General features: G+C 63.0%; 16 protein-coding genes. 9 read left to right on the plus strand and 7 right to left on the minus strand.

Annotation, left to right across the window (positions count from 1 at the left end; genetic code table 11):
- Positions 1-603 precede the first annotated feature (603 nt).
- Positions 604-1,122, plus strand: coding sequence for a septal ring lytic transglycosylase RlpA family protein (locus tag ACX3VQ_RS10455; RefSeq protein WP_462581003.1), 519 nt, complete (start codon positions 604-606; stop codon positions 1,120-1,122).
- Between the two features lie 45 nt (positions 1,123-1,167).
- Here ACX3VQ_RS10455 and ACX3VQ_RS10460 read toward each other — a convergent pair whose 3' ends face one another.
- A complete protein-coding gene (locus ACX3VQ_RS10460; protein ID WP_462572822.1) occupies positions 1,168-1,611 on the minus strand; it encodes a CHRD domain-containing protein in 444 nt (147 codons plus the stop codon).
- Positions 1,612-1,685: 74 nt separating this feature from the next.
- Complete coding sequence (locus tag ACX3VQ_RS10465) at positions 1,686-2,450, minus strand: hypothetical protein (protein WP_462581004.1); 765 nt, start codon at positions 2,448-2,450, stop codon at positions 1,686-1,688.
- Between the two features lie 585 nt (positions 2,451-3,035).
- Between ACX3VQ_RS10465 and ACX3VQ_RS10470 the strand changes: the two genes are divergently transcribed.
- The gene (locus ACX3VQ_RS10470) at positions 3,036-3,896 is read left to right on the plus strand and encodes a DUF7946 domain-containing protein (protein ID WP_462581006.1); all 861 of its coding nucleotides are present in this window, start codon (positions 3,036-3,038) and stop codon (positions 3,894-3,896) included.
- Between the two features lie 717 nt (positions 3,897-4,613).
- Here the strand turns inward: ACX3VQ_RS10470 and uvrA are convergent.
- Positions 4,614-7,538, minus strand: coding sequence for an excinuclease ABC subunit UvrA (gene uvrA / locus ACX3VQ_RS10475; protein ID WP_462581007.1), 2,925 nt, complete (start codon positions 7,536-7,538; stop codon positions 4,614-4,616).
- A 213-nt stretch (positions 7,539-7,751) separates the two neighbouring features.
- Here uvrA and ACX3VQ_RS10480 point away from each other — a divergent pair, with 213 nt between their 5' ends.
- The 3 genes from ACX3VQ_RS10480 to ACX3VQ_RS10490 all read left to right on the plus strand — a co-directional run bounded on the left by ACX3VQ_RS10480 (position 7,752) and on the right by ACX3VQ_RS10490 (position 11,110).
- Entirely contained in the window at positions 7,752-8,531 is a 780-nt protein-coding gene (locus tag ACX3VQ_RS10480) for an AraC family transcriptional regulator (protein ID WP_462581008.1), read from the plus strand.
- Between the two features lie 78 nt (positions 8,532-8,609).
- Positions 8,610-10,163 (plus strand): serine hydrolase, encoded by a 1,554-nt coding sequence (locus tag ACX3VQ_RS10485; protein ID WP_462581009.1) that lies wholly within the window; start codon positions 8,610-8,612, stop codon positions 10,161-10,163.
- A gap of 296 nt (positions 10,164-10,459) precedes the next feature.
- The gene (locus ACX3VQ_RS10490) at positions 10,460-11,110 is read left to right on the plus strand and encodes a hypothetical protein (RefSeq protein ID WP_462581010.1); all 651 of its coding nucleotides are present in this window, start codon (positions 10,460-10,462) and stop codon (positions 11,108-11,110) included.
- Positions 11,111-11,112: 2 nt separating this feature from the next.
- Here the strand turns inward: ACX3VQ_RS10490 and ACX3VQ_RS10495 are convergent, their stop codons facing one another.
- The 4 genes from ACX3VQ_RS10495 to ACX3VQ_RS10510 form a co-directional block, all read right to left on the minus strand.
- Positions 11,113-13,170: a TIR domain-containing protein gene (locus ACX3VQ_RS10495; protein WP_462581011.1), complete on the minus strand. Its 2,058-nt coding sequence runs from the start codon at positions 13,168-13,170 to the stop codon at positions 11,113-11,115.
- Positions 13,171-13,549: 379 nt separating this feature from the next.
- Entirely contained in the window at positions 13,550-14,299 is a 750-nt protein-coding gene (locus tag ACX3VQ_RS10500) for an ABC transporter ATP-binding protein (RefSeq protein WP_462581210.1), read from the minus strand.
- The gene (locus ACX3VQ_RS10505) at positions 14,299-15,276 is read right to left on the minus strand and encodes a FecCD family ABC transporter permease (protein ID WP_462581012.1); all 978 of its coding nucleotides are present in this window, start codon (positions 15,274-15,276) and stop codon (positions 14,299-14,301) included. The genes ACX3VQ_RS10500 and ACX3VQ_RS10505 overlap by 1 nt, the downstream gene beginning before the upstream one ends.
- Positions 15,273-16,160: an ABC transporter substrate-binding protein gene (locus ACX3VQ_RS10510; RefSeq protein WP_462581013.1), complete on the minus strand. Its 888-nt coding sequence runs from the start codon at positions 16,158-16,160 to the stop codon at positions 15,273-15,275. Before ACX3VQ_RS10510 ends, ACX3VQ_RS10505 begins: the two co-directional genes overlap by 4 nt.
- Before the next feature lie 189 nt (positions 16,161-16,349).
- Here ACX3VQ_RS10510 and ACX3VQ_RS10515 point away from each other — a divergent pair, with 189 nt between their 5' ends.
- From ACX3VQ_RS10515 to sucD, 4 genes are all read left to right on the plus strand, one after another.
- Positions 16,350-16,673, plus strand: a complete 324-nt coding sequence (locus tag ACX3VQ_RS10515; protein WP_462581015.1) for a hypothetical protein — start codon at positions 16,350-16,352, stop codon at positions 16,671-16,673.
- Positions 16,674-16,801: 128 nt separating this feature from the next.
- Positions 16,802-18,766 carry a putative bifunctional diguanylate cyclase/phosphodiesterase gene (locus tag ACX3VQ_RS10520; RefSeq protein WP_462581017.1) on the plus strand — a complete coding sequence of 655 codons (1,965 nt, stop codon included), beginning with the start codon at positions 16,802-16,804 and terminating at the stop codon, positions 18,764-18,766.
- Positions 18,767-18,971: 205 nt separating this feature from the next.
- Complete coding sequence (gene mdh / locus ACX3VQ_RS10525) at positions 18,972-19,934, plus strand: malate dehydrogenase (RefSeq protein WP_462581018.1); 963 nt, start codon at positions 18,972-18,974, stop codon at positions 19,932-19,934.
- An 83-nt stretch (positions 19,935-20,017) separates the two neighbouring features.
- Positions 20,018-20,908 carry a succinate--CoA ligase subunit alpha gene (gene sucD, locus ACX3VQ_RS10530; RefSeq protein ID WP_462581019.1) on the plus strand — a complete coding sequence of 297 codons (891 nt, stop codon included), beginning with the start codon at positions 20,018-20,020 and terminating at the stop codon, positions 20,906-20,908.
- Positions 20,909-20,964 lie beyond the last annotated feature (56 nt).

A 20,964-nucleotide genomic window follows, 5' to 3' on the forward strand; every position in this document is an offset into this window, starting at 1 on the left:
TTCACGAGAGTTTCTCAGAACAACCGACGCGGTGGTGATTGTCCACGCGGTCTTTGAGACTGGACATGCAGAAGGTGCAAGCTGGAAGCAAGTGCAGTTGTCTGAGGAGAACGCGATCGCAGATCCACCGGATAGGCCAGGAACCTGGTTGCTGATCGATGGAGGGATGACGCCCAGGCGAAATCCAGCCGCTTGAGAGAAGTGACCACCAAAAGGGGAATGGTCTCGGAATCGCCGGAAGGTCGGCACCGCTTGGAAAGGCTTCGGCCATGAAGAGCAGGATCGACGGGAAAGCGAAACCGGATGCCGGCGCGAGCGCCGGTGACGAAACCCTCCAACCCGTTGGAGGATTAGACATCGGGCGCCAAGCGCTTCTTGAAAGGTTCGCCGGAAGAGAAGTCCACGCGCTGGTGAGAGTGGGGTCGGTAGCAATACCGGCCCCATTTGCATTGCGGCGGCCATTTTATCTTGTCCTATGCCCATAGCGAATACTTTCAGTTCACCGCAAAGCACGCACCATTCTAGCTCAACCCGGCTTCGCTTGCGCCGATTTGCACAGCGCCGATTTGCACTGTTCGCCGTACCCGGTGTAAAAAGCGCTCCATGGAATGGGAGGCTGTCCCGGCTGGAGCGCGCCTGTGGCTTGCGCTTGCGCTCAGCGCGCTGCTGGCGGCGGGCGTGCAGGCCCAGGAGTCAGATCCCGCCCCCTCGCCCGATTTCGAAAGCGGGTTTGCGGAATTCGACATACCGCCGCCCCCGCACGATCACCCAGAGAGCGCAGTCGACCTGACCGAGCTTGCTCCGCCGCCCCCCGGCGAAGTGGTGCAGCAGCTCGGCAGCGGCCGCGCGTCATACTACGGGCGCCGCTTTGCCGGCCGCCCCACCGCCAGCGGTGAGCGCTTCGATCCGGGCCAGCTCACCGCCGCGCACCGCACGCTCCCCTTCGGCAGCAAGGTGCGGGTCATCAACCCGAAAAACGGGCGCTCGGTGGTGGTGCGCATCAACGACCGCGGCCCGTTCCACGGCAATCGCGTGATCGACATCAGCCGCGCCGCCGCCGAGGAAATCGGCCTGGTCAGCAGCGGCGTGGGCGAGGTCGAGCTCGAGCTCCTCGCCGACTAGCGCGCCCGCACCAGCGCGCCCACGCGCCTACAGCCCCCCGCCGGCCTATTCGCCCAATTGCCCGCGGATCGCGCCCTCGGGAAAAGCTGCCGTGTGGACATTGACGTAATAGCGCTCCGGGCTGCGCGCGATCTTCTTCAGCAATTCGGCATCGACATCGGTGCACACATCGTCACCACTGTCGCCCGCCAGTTCCAGCGCAGCGACGGGCGGCCCATTCTTGCCCGGTGCGGCTTCATGGATATGCGCGGCGGTGAATGTGTCGAGCCCGTCGACCTCAAGCAGATAGCACATCCGCCCCTTTGCCAGGTCCAGCTCGGCGGAAAAATCGCCGCTGGCTTCCTCGCCCGCGCCGGTGTGGTCCACTTCGTTCTCGCCGAACAGGCTGGCCCCGACATAGGCGAAATTGCCGCTATCCTGCGCGGCAGCGGCGCCCGCGATCCCCAGTGCCAGCGCCAGCGCGCCAGTTGAAGCAATACCGAACTTCATCCAGTCTCTCCCGCAACAAAAGCGCCCCGCACCGGCCATACAACAGGCGAGCGAGTCGGGCCAAGCAGCTGCAGCTAGCCGGATTCGTGCTCCCCCTCGCCGGAAACCAGCCACCACAAATCCATCCCCGCCTCGAAAGCGAGCAATTGCCGCCATTCAACCTCGCCCGCATCGCCCAATTGGCTGACCGGCGGGGCATCGGCGGGCCGCGCCGCCTCCATCGCCCGCAGGCGCAGCTCTAGCGGGGGCTCGGGCAGGGATTCGCCCGCCTCCTCCGCCGCATCTTCCGCCGGATGATCCCCATGCGATGGAACACATGGAACACGGTCCTGTTGAAAATTTTCCGCCTTATCGTGAGGTCCTGCGCAGGCAGGAGCCCCGGGCTGCTCGCACGGCGGCTCCACCAGCTCCTCCCCGCGCCCCAGCGCCTCCACCGCATCGTCGAGATCGGCCAGCGCGGCGCTCACCTCCGCCCGCTCGGCCAACTTGTCGAGCCGGGCAAGATGCGCGAGCAGCAGCCGGTCGGAATAGCGGCGGCGCGTCGCCACCTCCTCCCCGTGATAGAACACCGCTTCCTCCCACCCGTTGAGCGCACGATCGGCCAGCACCTCCTCGGCATGTTGGCGGGCCGCGAGCAGCGCCGCATCCCACAGCGCCGCGAATGCGGGGGACTTGCGACGCGCGCGATAGGCGGTTTGCGGGCTGACCGAACCCGCGCGGCAGGCGAGCCGCACATTGCCGAACTGCGCCAGGTGTTCGAGGAATGCGGCCCTGGCGCGCGGGGTGAGGATGGAATGGCCCTCTCCCTGCGGGCCAGCGAGCGACACAAGCGCGTTCATGCTGCTCCTCCAACGCTGGTGGATGGCGATGTATCGGGCCGAAGGCCCGCAAGGGCGACCGCCCGCCCGAGCTTATGCGAGGAAATCGCGAGCGCGGATGCGCTTGCGGAAAACAAAAGGGTCATAGGTCCGGCTCCGTGAGGGGAAAAGGACCGAACTAGTTATACCTGTTGGTGTGTGTAGGACAGTTTTCCCCTCATTCGTCATCCCGGCCCCCGAGCCGGGATCCCGCTTACTTCGGGTGCGCCGGAAAAGGGATCGGGACCCCGGATCAGGTCTTCCTGCGGAAGAGCTTCGCTTCCCGGGGTGACGAAGATGGCGGATGCCCGCGCCGGCGCTTGAGGCCAACAAAAGCGCAAATGGACCGGGTTATTTAGGGCATGTGTAGCTCTGTAGGAAAGTAGAACCCTTGGTATACATCGCGCCCTATCACCGAACGGAGCTAACGTACTATCCTGAATCATTCTAACGGCACTGCATTGACCTTAGCGAGCACGCGTTCGAAGTAGACAATTCAATACTAGGCAGTATTGCATATAAATTTAGAACTTCTTCTGATTCAAAGTTTGATGTGAGGGCCACATAATGCTCGATTTTGAGCTGACATTCGAGGGCGGCGAGGCCGATCAGGGGCTGCTCGAATTTTATGATGCCGCACGTTCCCTCGCTGGCTTTCAAAGATCACTGGCCCTTACCGTTCACCTTGTACTGCACGGTGAAATTATTACTCAAGCTCCGGCCGCAAAGGGTTTCACAATCTATGTCCCACCCTTCGAAGAAGGTAGCTGGAAAACAAAAGCAAAAGTCGCAATCGGCGCGGCTTTCATAGTGGGATCAGTTGGAAAGGATTCGCCGGTCGGGCATGTCGTCACATCCATTTACGACTTGGCACTTCAGACTACCATGGGCTTTCCTGCCGACTACGATAAAACGCTTCAACAGCTCTATTATGAGAACCGCAAGGGTACGATTACTGAGAGCAAAATAGACAGCCTTTGCGAGAAAATTGAAGCAAGCGTGGCCGATATGCATCGTCCAATTGTGATCTCGAAGTCTGCAAATCGGGCACAGATTACGAAGTGTGGTTATGATAGCCGTGCTGTTGGACCATTGATGACGCCACTTACATACGATTACGTGAAGCAAACCAAGAGGGAGCACAGTGAAGACGACTTTTTAGGTTATATATCAAGCTATAATATAAATACATACACGGGAAGAATTTTTTCAATAAAAGAAAACAGGCCTATACCGTTTGAATTGGACGAAGAATGTCGTGACAAGACGACTATTGGAATCATTACGCGGAGCCAACACTTTAACGGGCAGAACCCATTTGATGAGAAGGCTTTGGTAACTTTGACCTGTGATCAGCTTGTTAGTGCGGCAGGCAAGTTGAAGAGGTTAGTTGTTCTCGCTGCAGTCGAGGGCGATAGCAGTCTCTAGCCTTCCCCCATGTCCAAAGTTTCTGCGGTGCAGCCGCCATCCGCACGCCATCTTCGTGTCTTCGTGCCTTAGTGCGATCCAAAAAATCTGGCCCCCGCCTGCACCGGGGTGACGGGTTAGGTCTCGCTCCGTGCGGACGTGCCCCTCCACCACCCTTCGGGTGGTCCCCCTCCCCGTTTCGGGGAGGAACTCTTTGCGTCTTAGCGCCTTTGCGTGAAATTCCCCCTCTCCCATCCCCGGATCAGGTCCGGGCAGGCTCCTCTCCCGCATTGGGGAGAGGGCTCCTTCTACTCCGCGTCTCTGCGCGAAACGAAAATAGCTGGACCCCGGCCTGCGCCGGGGTGACGAGGTACGGGGGCCTGCGCCGGGGTGACGAGGTACGGGGGCCTGCGTCGGGGTGACGAGGTACGGGGGCCTGCGCCGGGGTGACGGGTGAGGGTGTGGCTCCGGCTGAACGTGCCCCTCCACCATGCGTTGCATGGTCCCCCTCCCCGTTTCGGGGAGGATCTGATCCGCCGCTTCGCGCTGCCGACAAGCTCAGGATGAGCGGATGTGGTCCCCCTCCCCGTTTCGGGGCGGAATTCTTCGTGCCCAACTTCTGACGTGGGTGCACCCACCCCTCAATCCCCTCCCTCAAGGGAGGGGAGGACTTATTCGCCAGCGTCGTCCATCTGGATTGCCGCGCCGCCTGTCGGCGGCTCGCAATGACGGCTTACCTTACTCCGCCGCATCCCGCTGCCGATCAAGCATGGGTTTCAGATACTGCCCGGTAAAGCTGCGCGGTTCTGCCGCCACCTGTTCGGGCGTGCCCTGCGCCACCACTTCCCCGCCGCGCACGCCGCCATCGGGGCCAAGGTCCAGGATCCAGTCCGCCGTCTTGATCACATCCAGATTGTGCTCGATCACCACCACCGAATTGCCCTGGTCGACGAGGCGGTGCAGCACTTCCAGCAGCTTGCGCACATCCTCGAAGTGCAGGCCGGTGGTCGGCTCGTCCAGAATGTAGAGCGTTTGCCCGGTGCTGCGCTTGGACAGTTCCTTGGCCAGCTTCACCCGCTGCGCCTCGCCGCCGGACAGCGTGGTCGCCTGCTGGCCCACCTTGACATAGCCCAGCCCCACCTCGTTCAGCATATGCATCTTGTCACGGATGGGGGGCACGGCCTTGAAGAAGCCCTCCGCATCCTCGATCGTCATGTCGAGCACGTCGGCGATGGAGTGGCCCTTGAACTTCACCTCCAGCGTTTCGCGGTTGTAGCGCTTGCCGTGGCATTCCTCGCAGGTGACATAGACATCGGGCAGGAAGTGCATCTCGATCTTGATCAGCCCGTCGCCATGGCACGCCTCGCACCGCCCGCCCTTGACGTTGAAGCTGAAGCGGCCGGGCTTGTAGCCGCGCGCCTGCGCCTCGGGCAGGCCGGCAAACCAGTCACGGATATTGGTGAAGGCGCCGGTGTAGGTGGCGGGGTTTGAGCGCGGGGTGCGGCCGATCGGGCTCTGGTCGATCTCGATCACCTTGTCGCAATATTCGAGGCCGGTGACCTTGTCATGGCTGCCTGCGACCACGCGGGCCCCGTTGAGCGCGCGCGCGGCGGCGGCATAGAGCGTGTCGATGGTGAAGCTGGACTTGCCGCTGCCCGATACGCCGGTAACGCAGGTGAAGGTGCCGAGCGGGATGGCGGCGGTGACATCGCGCAGGTTGTTGGCGCGGGCGCCGTGGACGGTGAGCTTGTGGCCATTGCCCTTGCGGCGGGCGGCGGGCACCTCGATCCGGCGGCGGCCGGTGAGGTAATCGGCGGTGAGCGAGCCGGGGGTGCGCAGCACGTCTTCCAGCGTGCCCTGCGCCACCACCTCGCCGCCGTGGACCCCGGCGCCGGGGCCAAGGTCAACGATATGGTCGGCGCTGCGGATCGCATCCTCGTCATGCTCGACCACGATCACCGTGTTGCCGAGGTCGCGCAGGCGCTTAAGCGTTTCCAGCAGCCGGTCATTGTCGCGCTGGTGCAGGCCGATGCTGGGCTCGTCGAGCACGTAGAGCACGCCGCTGAGCCCGCTGCCGATCTGGCTGGCGAGGCGGATGCGCTGCGATTCCCCGCCGCTCAGCGTGCCGCTGGTGCGATCGAGGTTGAGGTAATCGAGCCCGACATTGTCGAGGAAGCCCAGCCGCTCGTTGATCTCCTTCAGGATGGCGCGGGCGATCTGCTGCTGGGTGTCGGTGAGCTGCGCCTCCAGCCGCAAGAACCACGCCTTGGCGTCGGCCACGCTCATCCTGGTTGGCTCTGCGATGTCGGTGCCCGCAACCTTGACTGAAAGCGCTTTCTCGTTGAGCCGCTTGCCGCCGCAGGCCTCGCACGGCTGCGCGGTCTGGTATTTGCTCAGCTCCTCGCGCATCCACGCGCTCTCGGTCTGGAGCATCCGGCGGTTGAGGTTGCCGATCACCCCCTCGAACGGCTTGGAGACGGTGTATTCCTTGCGCCCGTCCTTGAAGGTGAGCGCAACCGGCATCCCGCCAGTGCCGTGGAGGATGATCATCCGCTGGTCCGGCTCAAGCTCGTTCCACGGCGTGGTCAGGTCAAAATCGTAAGCCTTGGCCAGGCTGGCCAGCACCTGCATGTAATAGGGCGACGGCGGGTTCGACTTGGCCCAGGGCACCACCGCCCCCTGCTTGAGCGAAAGCGCCTCGTTCGGCACCACCAGCTGCGGATCGAACAGCAGCTTCTCGCCGATCCCGTCGCATGTGGCGCAGGCGCCCTGCGGCGCGTTGAAGCTGAACAGGCGCGGTTCGATCTCCTCGATGGTGAAGCCCGAAACCGGGCAGGCGAACTTTTCGCTGAACACGATGCGGTTGGCGGGGATGCCGGCGCCTTTCATTCCCGAGGTTTTCGCGTGGCCTTCGACAAGCTCAGGCTGAGCGGAACTGGGCGCTACATCCGCCAGATCGACATAAGCCAGCCCCTCGGCCAGCTTCAGAGCGGTTTCGAAACTGTCGGCCAGCCGCGTTTCAAGGCCCTCCTTCACCGCCAGCCGGTCAACCACCACCTCGATATCGTGCTTGTATTTCTTGTCGAGCGCAGGCGCTTCCTCGATCGGATAGAACTCCCCGTCAATGCGCACGCGGGTGAAGCCCGCCTTCTGCCATTCGGCCAGCTCACGGCGGTATTCGCCCTTGCGGCCGCGCACCACCGGCGCGAGCAGGTACAGCCGCGTGCCTTCGGGCAGCGCCATCACCCGGTCGACCATCTGGCTGACGGTCTGCGCGCTGATCGGCTCGCCAGTGGCGGGCGAATAGGGCACGCCCACCCGTGCCCACAGCAGGCGCATGTAATCGTAGATCTCGGTAACGGTCGCCACGGTACTACGCGGGTTGCGGCTAGTGGTCTTCTGCTCGATCGAGATGGCGGGCGAAAGCCCGTCGATATGCTCGACATCGGGCTTCTGCATCATCTCGAGGAATTGCCGCGCATAGGCGCTCAGGCTTTCGACATAGCGCCGCTGCCCCTCGGCATAGATCGTATCGAAGGCGAGCGAAGACTTGCCGCTGCCTGACAGGCCCGTGACCACGATCAGGCTATCGCGCGGCAAGTCGATATCGAAACCCTTGAGGTTGTGCTCGCGCGCGCCCCTTACTTTGATGTGGGTCAGCATGAGCGAAGCTCATGCAAGGCGGAAATATGCGTGAGTGCCATGCTGGGCCGTGTTCCGGTAATGTTCGCAATTGTCAAGGGGCTTCTGCCGCGACTTGCGAGGCGCGAACCGCTCAGCCAGGGCGCAAGACTTGACAGCACTGTATTATGTCGACAACACAGTATGATGTTAACGGACTTGGGGTTTCAACCGGCAGCTTCTGGCTGGCGGCGAATGGGTGGCGGCGGCGGCCCGGTGGGCTGGTTCAATCAGCGCACCCAAAGCCTTGCGATCTCGCTGGCCTATTATCCGCCCGGTCACGAACAAGAGCTGCATTGCCATGATCATGCGCAACTGACCTTCCAGCTGGCTGGCATGTTGCAGGAGTGCATTTCCCGGCAGGAATATGAAGCTTTGGGAAGCGCGATCGGCTTCAAACCCGCAGGATCTCCGCATAGGGACCGTTGGGGCGCGGCCGGAGCCATGCTGCTGACACTATCGATGCCGCAGGAATTGGCTGACCGGCTGCTTGGTGCGCAAGAGCCGGGATGGACGCCCAATTCATTGCCATCGTCAACCATCCAGGCAATCGGACTGTTGCTCGCTGGCCAGCCCGCAGAATTCAAAAACGAGACGGTGATTGACCTTCTGGCCCTGGCCAGGCGACGTGAAGGGTTTGCGGCGGCGCAGCAGGCACCGCAATGGCTTGTACGTGTCAGGGACGCGATCGCGGGCGATCCGGCGGGCTGCAGGATTGAACACATTGCTGAAGCCGCAGGGGTCCACCGGGTCTATCTGGCGCGCCAGTTCCGCCGTTATTTCGGAACCAGCCCAAGCCTGTTCAGGCGGAGCATGATGACTGCGAGCCTGATAAACCATATGTCAAACCGGGATCTGCCGCTTTCCCTCAGCGCCCAGGATGCAGGCTTTTACGATCAGAGCCACGCCGCGAAGTCGCTGCGCGGCGAGTTGGGAATCAATCTGTCTCAGGCCCGTGCATTATTCCGGTGCTGATGGTTTCATCGATACAAGCCGTGCCGTCTTTCGCATCCTATCGTGTGCGGCAATCAGGCAATTTGCGAAAGGCGATCGATGACCCGGAATTCCCTCAAATCTCTCCTTGCGGCAACGTGCATCGCGGTCACCTTCCCCTCAATGGCGGCGGCACAGGAAACCCGGACTGCGCCCGCGATAGAGGCCCAGGATATGGCGTTCAATCGCGACCTTGATGCACTGGTAAACGATACCCTGGCGCGGTTCGACCGCGTGCCGGGCCTGGCGGTGGCAGTGACCCGCAGCGATGGACCCGTGCTGGCCAAGGGTTGGGGCATGGCTGATCTGGAACGGCAAATTCCGGCAACTGCGGATACGAGATATTACATTGCATCGACCACCAAGGCCTATGTCGGCACCGCGCTGGCGGCGCTGGATGCGAGGGGCGAAATCGACCTCGACTGGACGCTGGCCGAATTGGCACCCGATGTCACATTCAAGCCGGAAGTGCGCGCAGGCGAGGTCAGTTTGCGGCACATGATTTCGCTGCGGCATGGTTTGCGCAATGATGCGATCCCGTTCCGGCTGGCCTATAGCGGACAGGCGGACACACAGACCCTGTGGTCCCTGCTGAGCCGGACCGAAACCAATCCGGACGCTCCACTGGGGACATTCCAGTACAACAATCTGGGATTCAACCTGGCCACTCTGTTGATCGAGCGTAGACTGGGCTTGCGCTGGCAGGAAATTCTGGAAAATGAGATATTCGCGCCGCTTGGCCTGCGTCAGACGCACGCCCAGGGCTTGATCCAAGCGCGCAAGGCAGCGCAATTTGCCGCGCCCTACCAAAGCCTGCATCCCGATGGGACCGAGCGGCTCTATCTCGAAAAGCATGACGATACGATGCAATCGGCAGGCGGGCTCTATTCCAGCGCCAATGACATGGCATCCTGGCTCCAGTTGCAATTGAGCGCGGCCAGCAGCGCTGCCCGCACGCCCTTGGCGCTCGCGGCGGCCCAGGCGCACCAGCCGTTAAGCAGTTTCAACAAAAGTTTCGGACCGTCGATCAAGCGCACAGGCTACGGTCTGGGCTGGTATTCAGGCCCCTATCGGGGTGCCACCCTTTATCACGCCTTCGGATCATTTTCCGGAACGCGCGCCCATGCGTCATTCCTCCCGGAACATGACCTTGGTGTAGCAGTGATGGTGAATGACGAGGGAACGGGCTTCATGCTGGCCGATGTCATCGCCGACTTTGCCTATGACTGGTTCATTCTTGGGCCGGAGCAGGCCAGGGGCAATGCCGCGCAGGCAATGGATTTGCTGAGTGCAGGATCGGCCAGGCAGATCGAGAAAATGCGCCAGAGCATCGCCCAGCGCGCGGAACGAAGCTGGCTGCTGTCGCTTCCCGCAAGCGCCTATGAAGGCAGCTATTGCAACCATGCCTTCGGAACGATCGCGGTTCAATCTGGGGACGATGGCCTTTTCGCGCAATTTGGCCGCCTGAAGGCAGCGATGGAGCCCTTTACCGAAAGCGATTCTGCGCGGGTCGAGCTTGTCCCCGGCAGCGGCCAGGTGATCCGCTTTCAAATCGCGGATGGCCGCGTGGAGAGCTTGCAGGCCGATGGGCAGGATTACCCGCGCTGCGATTGAAAACACAGAAATACCCTTGAGGCTATGCTCGCGCGCGCTGCAAGGCGGCCAGCCCCACCCTTCCGCACAGACATTTACATTTCCCCGATTCAGGCGCAGTCTGCCGCGTAGGCGCTGTGTCTGACAGAGCAGCGCAAGATCGGCACCCAATAGGCTGAATGCCCGCACGAATGGCGGGCGAAAAGCAAGACTGGAGGTGCCGCAACGCAATCGGGTCTGCAAAGCAGCTGCGCAAGCCGGGGTAATACCCCTGTGCCGGCCTGCGCGCCCATGCGTATCAAGGGGAAAGGGAACCGATGATGGAACAGCAAATGTCCGCGCAGATGCAAAGCTCGCCGCAGGATGACAAGAAGGATCGCAAACTGACGATAACGGTCACGCCAACATTGCATTGGAACAGCACCGATCCGCTCGATATCACTGCGTCAATTGCCTTTGCGGCGTCAGACTGCAAGCCAGCCGATACCGCAACGGTCGATAGCGCCACCGGCAAGATCGATATCTCGCACATGCCCCCAGACACCGGCTACAATGAGAATATCGACATCGAACTGTTGCTCGATACGAGCCAGATGAAGGATGCCAATGGCAATCCCTTGACCGGTAACGCTACCCCGCGCTGGGCAAAGGATGACGAAGGGCCGACCTATACGGATTCGAAGGGCAAGACCAAGCATCTGGGCTTTGGCTGGTTCTGCAAGATCAACGATCTTGGCCCGCCGCTGGATTACGATGTCTCGCCTCCGATCAGCATCGACAAGATGAGCTTCAATCGGAACAGTGGCACCAAACTGCTGATCGATGACGATACGCCCGATGCCAGCCCCGCCTATGCCTACATGATGGCGTTCGTGCTGCCAGGCTCCAATGACTACTATATCAGCATCGATCCGATCCTCACCAGCAAGGGGCTGGGGAGCAATGATTCCTTCATGCTGAAGAAATAGCGTTACCGTTCGCGAAGATAGGCGGGGTGGCGGTAGCCCCGCCTGTCGAGACTTTCAGCAAGCTGCATCGCGTCCTCGCTTCGCCCGAGCCGCTTCAGCAAGATATATTTGTCGCCCTCCGCCCCCGGGTGCGAGGGTGACAGCGCAAGGGCTTCCTCCCAGAATTGCCGGGCACGCGCGCGATCGCCCGATTTCAGCGCAATGTCGCCGGCCACGCGCCGCATTCTGGCCGAAGCCGCCTGATCCCCCTCATCGCCATATTTGTCCAGCAAGGCCAGGGCCCGGTCGGAATAAGCCTGCGCCCGTGCAATCTCGCCCAACGCCAATGCCAGCCTTGCGCGATTGCCAAGTTCGATCCATTTGAGGTCGCCCGACCAGATCGTGTTGACCGGATCGGCTGCAATCATCTTTGTCAGCAATCCCGCCGCTTGATCGAGCAAGGCACGGCTTGCCTCGAAGCGCCCGGCATAAATCATGTATTCCGCCTGTGCGAACTTTCCGCGAACTTCGGTTTCCTGCCATTCGGTATTGTCCGGCTCCAATGCCCTCAACTGGCTGCCGACTTCCAGCGAGCCTTCGATAGCGTCAATCGCCGCGTCGACTTTGCCCGAATTGAGCTCCTGCTCTGCGAGAAACTGCATCACCACGGCAAGGCGATATTTGGCGGGCGCGTTGGCAGGATCGCGCCGCAGGATATCCTCATAATGCGCAGCTTCGCGCCGATGCAGTGACAGGGCCTGCGCAATCTTGCCAAGCCGCGCCCGAGTTTGGCCAAGCCAGTTGATCGTCGCCCCGACTTCAATCTGCCTTCCGGCATCGTAACCTTCGCTTTTGGCGACCGCTTCGATCCGTTCCACACCCCGGACGAAGAAGGGCTCCGCTTCGGCGAAGCGGCCTAGTCCGAAAAGCATCACCCCCAGATTGGTTTCGGCATAACTGCTTTCCAGCTGCCATTCGGGCTTGGCGGGATCGAGTTCCACCAGCCGCGCCGCCAGCCGCTGATATTCGCGGAACTGCGCCTCGGCCTGCTTGGTCTCACCGCGTTCAAAAGCAATGGCGCCAACCCAGAACACACTTTGCGCATGGTCGAACACCCGCTGTGCATCGTCCGGATTGCGTTCGAGCAGCTCGCCGGTCGTTTTCGCTGCCTGTTCGAACGCCGCCAGCCCCGCCGCGCTATCGCCACGCAGATTGCGGATTTCGCCCACCAGATGCAGCGCGCGGCTGCGCCGCCCCAGCGAATCCGCATCAAGGCTGGATAGCTTCTGCGCCGCATAATAATCGAGCGCGCGCTGGCCCACCACGTCCAGCGCATCAAGCCGCCCGACCGGCTCGAGCTTTTCGCGCAAATCGGTGAGCATGAATTCGATCAGCCCGTCGGCCTCGGCGCGCTGGCGTTCGGCTTCGTCGCGCGCCTGCACCGCCACCCAGGCGAGCGTGCTCATCACCAGCGCCAGCAAAAGCGATGCGGCGACCACGATCCGCGTGCGCAGCGTGCGCCGCCGTTCGTCGCGATTGACCAGCTCGTCGAGCCTGACCCCCAGCATCGCTGCCGCGATCTTCAGCTTGGCGCGGCGCTTGCCGTCGCCGCTATCGCGCGCATCGGCTGCCAGCGGGGTGTCGACCAGCGTGTCGGTGATCGTCAGATCAGGCGCCACTTCATGCGTCAGCGCCCTGGGAAAGCATTCCTGCTCACCGCCGCCCGGCTCGCCATCCACGATCAGCGCCAGAACCTTGTTCGGATTGCGGTGCTTCTTGAACCAGGCGATCTCGCGATTGACCCATTGCGACTGTGCCGATCGGGGCGAACAGATCACGATCAGGAATTCGGAATCGGCCAGCGCTTTTTCCACCGCTGCACCGATGCTGGTGCCGGCGGCCTCTTCCTCGCGATCCTTGAACAGGGGGTGCAGCCGCGCGGGCACCTCCCCATGGGCAGCCTGCTTGCCCACCAGGGCGGCGGGCGTGCGATAGGTCTCGATCGCGTGATGGAGCCACTTGCCCCACTTCGCATCGGCCCAGCTATAGCTGATGAACGCCTTGTAGCGGTAGTTGCTCACCCCTGCTCCTTTGCCCGGGCGCAGCGCGATGGGTGCATGGCGCATCCATCCTGCGCTCGGCGACCTGCGCCAGTCTACTCGATCCTTGGGTCAGAGCAAAGGGATTGGCGTATGCGGGGGCGTGAAGGCTGATGCGCCGCAAAAATCGCGGCAATGCCCGAACTTCAGGCATTTTTCTCGCGTTCGCCCCGGGTGCCCTACAGGAAAACTGAAGTCGCGGCAGGGCGCCTGAAGCGGCAGGTACGGCTTCTCTTTGCGAGTCTATTCCTGAGCCTTTCGGGTCGCGCCAGGGCCGCAGGTCAGGGTCGCAAGAGACGGGCCTTCGGCCCGGCCGGGCATGCACCTCTCCCGCATGTCCGGCATATTCCTGGAGTGCGCGCTATTCCGCCACCAGCGCGAATGCGCCCGGTTCACCGATCCAGCGCGCGGCAACACCCCAGCCCTGAGCGATGATCGCAGGCGTGAGCGCCTGCTGCGGCGCACCGTCGGCCAGCAGCAATCCTTCATGCAGCACCAGCACCCGTTCGGCATGGTTCATCGCAGTGGCGAGATCGTGCACCACCAGCACCACCCCCGCACCCGCCTGTGCCACTGTGCGCAAATGGCGCAGCAAACCGCGCTGGTGCGCCAGGTCGAGCGCGGCAAAGGGCTCGTCAGCCAGGATCCATTGCGGTTCGCCCGCCAATACACGGGCCAGCAGCGCACGCGCCTTCTCGCCGCCCGACAGGTGTGAAACGGGCCGCTGTCTGAGCGTTCCCAGGTCGAGCGCCGCAATCGCCGCCTCCACCGCTGCCTTGCCGGAAACGCCCAGATCATCGCGGTGCGGCATACGCCCCAGCCGAACCAGGCTTTCGACCGCGACATCCCATGCCACTTCAGCCTCTTGCGGCAAGTATCCGATCAGCTGAGCACGCCTGCGTGGATGCATGGAAGAAAGCGCCTCTCCGCCCAGCGTGACCGCCCCTGCCGCCGGATCGAGCAGCCCGGCCAGCGCCATCAGCAGGCTGGACTTGCCCGCACCATTGCCACCGCAGATCGCGGTCACCTGGCCCGGTTCGAGCACAGCGCCGATCCCTTGCAGCACCGGCACGCCGCCACGATGGAGCGAGAGGTTCTCCGCCGCCAGCATCACAGCCGCCCCTGCCGCATGCGGATCAGCAGCCACAGGAAGAAGGGCGCGCCAAGCAGGCTGAGCGCAATGCCCAGCCGCAATTCGGTCACCAGCGGCAAAATACGCACCGCGCTATCCGCCGCCAGCACCAGGCAGGCCCCGGCCAGCGCGCTGGGCAGGATCAGGCTGGATGGCAACCGGTCGGTCAGCGGGCGCACCAGATGCGGCACGATCAGCCCGACAAAGCCGATTATGCCCGCCACCGCCACGCTCGCGCCTACAGTAAAGCCCACGCCGCCCACCAGCAGCGCCAGCAGCGCTCCGGGCCGCACGCCAAGCGAGCGCGATGCGGCCTCGCCCAAGGTCAGCGCATCGAGCGGCTTGGCGGCCAGCACCAGCAGAGCGATCCCCACCGCGACCAAGGGTGCAGCCAGCATGACTTCGCGCCAGCTGCGATCGGTCAACGCGCCGTTGAGCCACAGCACGATCTCGCTCATGGCGAAGGCATTGGGTGAAAGCGTGATGGCGAGCGCAGTGAGCGCGCCGGCCAGGCTGGCGATCATCAGGCCCGCCAGGGTGAACAGCGCGATCCCGCCGGTGCGCCCCGCGATCAGCGCCAGCAGCGCCATGCCCGCTCCGGCACCTGCCAGCGCCATCAGCGGCAGCAGCCAGGGGCTCGCCGCCCAAGGCAGAATGGGGCCGAACCACAGGCTCGCCACCGCGCCCAGCGCCGCCATCGGCGCGATCCCGAACAGCCCTGGATCGGCCAGCGGATTGCGCAGATAGCCTTGCATTGCCGCCCCCGCCGCGCCCAGCCCGGCTCCGATCGCCACCGCCAGCAGCGCGCGCGGCAAACGCAGTTCCATCAGGATCAGCGCGGCGTTCGGCCCGCTGCCCGCAATATCGAACGGATCGATCCACACCCGCCCGGCCAGCAGCGAAAGCGGCATCAGCAGCGCCAGCAGCAGGGCGAAGACCAGCGCGGCGCGGTTCATGTTGCTGCGCCCCTGATCTCGGCCAGCCGCTCGGCAGCGCGGATCATGCTCGGCCCCGCGCAATAGAGCAGCGCGGGATCGAAATGCGCGACGCTTGTATGGCGCAATTGGCTTAGCGCCGGATGCTGCTGTGCAGGCGCATCCCCCGCCACCAGCAGCACCTGCGGAGGGTCGGCCAGCAGCGCTTCGAGCGAAAGATAATCGGCCTGGCCCATCCCGCGCACCGCGCTAAGGCTGGTAAAGCCCGCTTGCCGCATCAGGTGGCTCACCAGCGTGGCCTGGCCCGGCACGATCTGCCCCGGCTGCCACAGGATTGCGGAAACTGGCTCCGCACCGGCGGGCGCGGCGCTGCGCTCTAGCGCGGCCGCTATCCGTTCGGTCAGGGCTTCTCCGCGCGCGCCCTGCCCCAGCAATGCTGCAATTTCGCGCATTTGGGCATAGCTCGCCTGCGGCGTATCCGCGATGCCGAATGTCACTACCTCGATGCCCAGATCGGCGAAAGCCTGCCGCGTCGCAGGCGCGATGAAGCTGCTCGCCAGCACCAGATCGGGGGCCAGAGCAAGCACTTCCTCCACCGTCCCGCCGGTAACGGGAAAGCGTGAGGCGACCTGCTGAGGGATCGAACTCGACAATGGATCGCGGCTGTAATGCGATAGCGCCAGGATCTGGCCGGGCGCGGCGACCTCTACCAGCACTGCATCTACGCACGGATTAAGGCTGACCACGCGCGCCGGCGCGGCGTTCGTTTGGGCAAGTTCGGGCACGTCACGGCCAGTGCCCGCGCCAGCTCCGCCGCAAGCCGCCAGCGCCAGAGCGGCGGCCAGCGCAAGGCATCGCCGGGCCGCTGCCCGATGTTTCGCCATGACTGAAAATTTGCTGCCCATCGCACCCCTTTGCTGGGGCGTGCGATAGATGCCCCGCCGTGCGCCTGCAAGCGGATCGCGCCCTGCCCGCTTCCGGCCCGGGATCGATAACGCGGCGTTAACCCTCTCGCAGAACCAAGCCTTAGCGCCCGCCGATGTAGGACAGCGGCAATCAAGAACATGTTGAATTCCCATAACGAGGTCGCCCCCATGCAATCCACTGGCAATGCCGCGCGCAAATTTCGGCGCGGATTGGTCACTCGCCTGCTCGCCAACCGTCCTGTTGCGAGCCCGGCCGCCAATGACAATGTTGACGAGCCGGTCAGCCAGGCCATGCTGGAGGCATCGCTACGCCACTTTGCCGCACATGGCCTTGGTGCGGCGCGCGCAGCGCGCCATCAAGCGCAGCAGGCCTTTTTTGCCGGTGACCAGGCCGCCTATCACTGGTGGCTGGGCATTTGCCGGCTGCTTGACCGGCGCATGGCAATTATCGCTGCACGCCGATTCGAAACAGCCGCAAAGCCGCGAGGGTGAGCGGACGGCGCGGCGCGCCTCATCAGCCGCCGCCGCACAGCGTTCCGATCCGCGCAGTTTTGCTGCGGTATTTTGGTAAGTGCCGCGTTAACCACTCAGTGACCACTGTACGCTAAACCGGAACGGTGATGGCAAGGTCCGAAACCTTCGGCGCGCTATGCAAGCGCTTCTTTTTCCGTATCCGCAGGGACGATCTGTCCGCGCAGGTACGGCGTACACTTGTCTCAACCCTTTATACCCAGCCCACAAGCCTGGCCATCGGCGCGTTCAACGGCATCGCCTCAACCGCGATCGCCGCCTGGGTATCGGGCATCAACTCTCTCTATATCGGCTGTATTGTCCTGACCGTGATTGCCATGGCGCGCATCACCGCGTCATTTGGGCTTTCCCCCACGGAGCGCAATGTCAGCACGCGCAAGCTCGAACTGGTCTATGAAGTCGGCGCCTTCAGCTATGCCTTCGTGCTCGGTGCGATTGCCGCTCTGGCTTTTATCCTCAAGGCCCCTGGCGAAGTGGAAGTGCTGCTGATCGCCAACGCCACTGGCTATGGCGTAGGTATCTGCGCGCGAAATGCCGGGCGGCCAATAATCGCAATGGGGCAGCTGTTCCTGGTGTGCCTGCCGATCATGCTGGCCGCGCTCTGGATCGGGTCGCTGGCCTATATGGCGCTGTTCTTCACCATGCTGCTGCTGATCCCGGCGATGGCTTCGATCACGTTCAATGTCTTCAAGGTGCTGCGCGATTCCATTGCCGCAGCGGAAACCAGCGCGCGGCTGGCGGACAAGATGCAGGTACTTGCGCGGACCGATGTCGTGACCGGCCTGGCCAATCGCGCCGGGCTCAACCACGCCATGATCGAAAGCATGATGGCGCTTGAACCCGAAACGCAGATGGCAATGTTCTGGATCGACCTTGACCGGTTCAAGGAAGTCAATGACCTGCTGGGCCACCCGATCGGTGACCGCGTGCTGCTGGAAGTGGCCAATCGCCTGCGCGACGTGGCCCCCGAAGGATCGACCATCGCCCGCTTCGGCGGTGACGAATTCATCATCTATTGTCCGATCAGCGGGCGCAAGGACGCCGAGCGGCTCGCCAGCGAAGTCCATATCGAGATCATGCGTCCGGTACGGATCGACAATTCACGGCTCGATGTGCGCGCATCGCTGGGCGTGGCGCTGATGCCCGAGGATGCGGAGGATATCGACGCACTGATGCAGCGCGCCGATCTGGCGCTCTACCATGCCAAGGTGGCGGGCCGCTCGCAGACCAGCTTCTTCATATCTTCGATGACCCGCGAACTGGTGCGGCGGCGCGAAATCGAAGGCGAACTGCGCGCCGCACTTACGCGTGACGAGTTGTCAATCTACTTCCAGCCGATTGTCGACCTCGAAACCGGCAAGATCCGCTCATTCGAAGCGTTGGTGCGCTGGTTCCACCCTGAAAAGGGCGAACTGCGCCCGGACGAATTCATCCCGGTGGCGGAAGAAACCGGTGTGATCGTGACGCTGGGCAACTGGATCACCGCGCAGGCCGCCCGCGCGGCTGCCCAATGGCCCGATGACGTCAGCCTGGCGGTCAACCTCTCGCCGCTACAAATCCGTGCGCCGGGTGCAGCACTGGGCATTCTCAACGCACTGCGCGAGGCCGGGCTCGATCCCAGGCGACTCGAACTCGAAGTGACCGAAAGCCTGTTCGTCGACGACAATCACGCCACTGCGGACTTCATTCATGAACTGGCAAGCCGCGGCGTGCGCTTTGCGCTCGACGACTTCGGCACCGGCTATTCCTCGCTGGGCTATATCCACACCTTCCCTTTCTCGAAGATCAAGGTCGACCGCAGCTTCGTGTCTGGCCCCAATGTCGGCAGGAAGAGCGAGGCGATCATCCGTGCGGTGGCCGAAATGGGTGCGCAGCTCGATATGGAGATCGTCGCCGAAGGGATCGAGACGATCGAACAGGTCAACGCCGTGCGCCGCGCCGGCTGTACGCTGGGCCAGGGTTACTACTTCAGCCGTGCCGTGCCCGATTACCTTGCCGCCATGCTGCTGGCGCAAGAGCGCGACGAAACCATGCCTTCGCGCCATATCGCCTGAGCAGCGCACGCTTATCGTTATTGCAAATCAATTGCAAAGATAAGTACCCAAGCTAGCCTTTTCACGGTTGATTTCGCGCGTACAGCGGCCTAGGCCGAGCTGGAAACGCCAGGCGACTTTCCTTCTGGGAAGCAGGGGAACGCGCCGCACCTGGCCACGGCTGTTCGCGCGTCACGCGCAAAGAGGAAAGGACCTCCCCCCCACCATGGCACGCAAGAAGATCGCCCTTATCGGCGCCGGCATGATCGGCGGCACCCTCGCCCATCTCGCAGCGAAGAAGGAAATGGGCGACATCGTCCTGTTCGACATCGCTGAAGGCATGCCGCAGGGCAAGGCACTGGACCTCAGCCAGTGCGGCCCGATCGAAGGGTTCGACGCCCAGATCAAGGGCACCAATGACTATGCCGACATCGCGGGCGCAGATGTGGTGATCGTCACCGCTGGTGTGCCGCGCAAGCCGGGCATGAGCCGCGACGATCTGCTGGGCATCAACCTCAAGGTGATGAAGGCCGTAGGTGAAGGCATCAGGAACCACGCGCCTGACGCATTCGTGATCTGCATCACCAACCCATTGGACGCGATGGTGTGGGCGCTGCGCGAATTTTCCGGCCTGCCCCATAACAAGGTCGTCGGCATGGCCGGCGTGCTGGACTCGGCGCGTTTTGCCACCTTCCTCGCGTGGGAATTCGGCGTTTCGGTGCGCGATGTGAATGCCTTCGTGCTTGGCGGCCACGGCGATACCATGGTGCCGGTGCTGAGCTACTCCACCATTTCGGGCATCCCGGTGCATGACCTTGCCAAGATCAGGGGCGTAAACCCCGCTCGTCTCGACGAGATCGTGGCGCGCACCCGCTCAGGCGGCGGCGAGATCGTTGGCCTGCTCAAGACCGGATCGGCCTATTATGCGCCCGCCACCAGCGCCATCGCCATGGCTGAAGCCTATCTGGGCGATCAGAAGCGCATCATCCCCTGCGCCGCCTATGTCACCGGCAAATATGGCCTCAACGGGCTCTATGTCGGCGTGCCCGCGGTGATCGGCGCGAACGGGATCGAGGACGTGGTCGAGATCGAGTTGAGCGACGAAGAACGCGCCAACCTCGGCGTCAGCGTCGATGCGGTCAAGGAACTGCTTGAGGCGTGCAAGGCGCTGGACGAAAGCCTGAAATAGGTGCCGTCACCCCGGCGCAGGTCGGGGTCTCGCGCGGCTAGAGGGGCCGGCTTGGGCTGGCACGACGGAGAAGGACTGATTGAATGAGCATCCTCGTAAACAAAGACACCAAGGTCATCACGCAAGGCATGACCGGTGAAACCGGCACTTTCCACACGCAGCAGGCGCTGGCATATGGCACGCAGATGGTTGCGGGCGTGACCCCCGGCAAGGGCGGCACCACGCATATCGACCTGCCGGTTTATGACACCGTTGCCGAGGCGCGGAAGGCCACCGGCGCCACCGCCAGCTGCATCTACGTGCCGCCGCCCTTCGCGGCAGATTCCATCCTAGAGGCGATCGATGCCGAGATGGAACTGATCGTCTGCATCACAGAGGGTATTCCGGTGCTCGACATGGTCCGCGTCAAGCGCGCACTGACCGGCAGCAAGAGCCGCCTGATCGGCCCCAACTGCCCCGGCGTGCTCACCCCCAATGAATGCAAGATCGGCATCATGCCCGCCAACATCTTCAAGAAGGGCAGCGTCGGCATCGTCAGCCGTTCGGGCACGCTGACCTATGAAGCCGTGCACCAGACCACCATGGTCGGCCTGGGCCAATCGACTGCGGTCGGCATCGGCGGCGATCCGGTCAACGGCACCAACTTCATCGACGTGCTCGACCTGTTCCTTTCCGATGACGAGACCAAGAGCATCATCATGATCGGCGAAATCGGCGGCAGCGCCGAGGAAGAAGCCGCCGAATTCATCAAGCAGCAGGCGAAGAAGGGCCGCAGCAAACCGATGGTCGGCTTCATCGCCGGGCGCACCGCCCCTCCGGGCCGCCGCATGGGCCACGCCGGCGCGATCGTTTCCGGCGGACAGGGCGGCGCAGATGACAAGATCGCCGCGATGGAAGCCGCGGGCATCCGTGTCAGCCCCTCGCCATCCGAACTCGGCACCACGCTGGATGCGCTGCTCAAGGAACTGGTGTGATCGTTTCGGAAATTGTGAGTCCCGGCGAAGGCTGGGGCTTGTGAGAGTTTCGTGAG

Source organism: Altererythrobacter chaiwopuensis, from assembly GCF_054957735.1.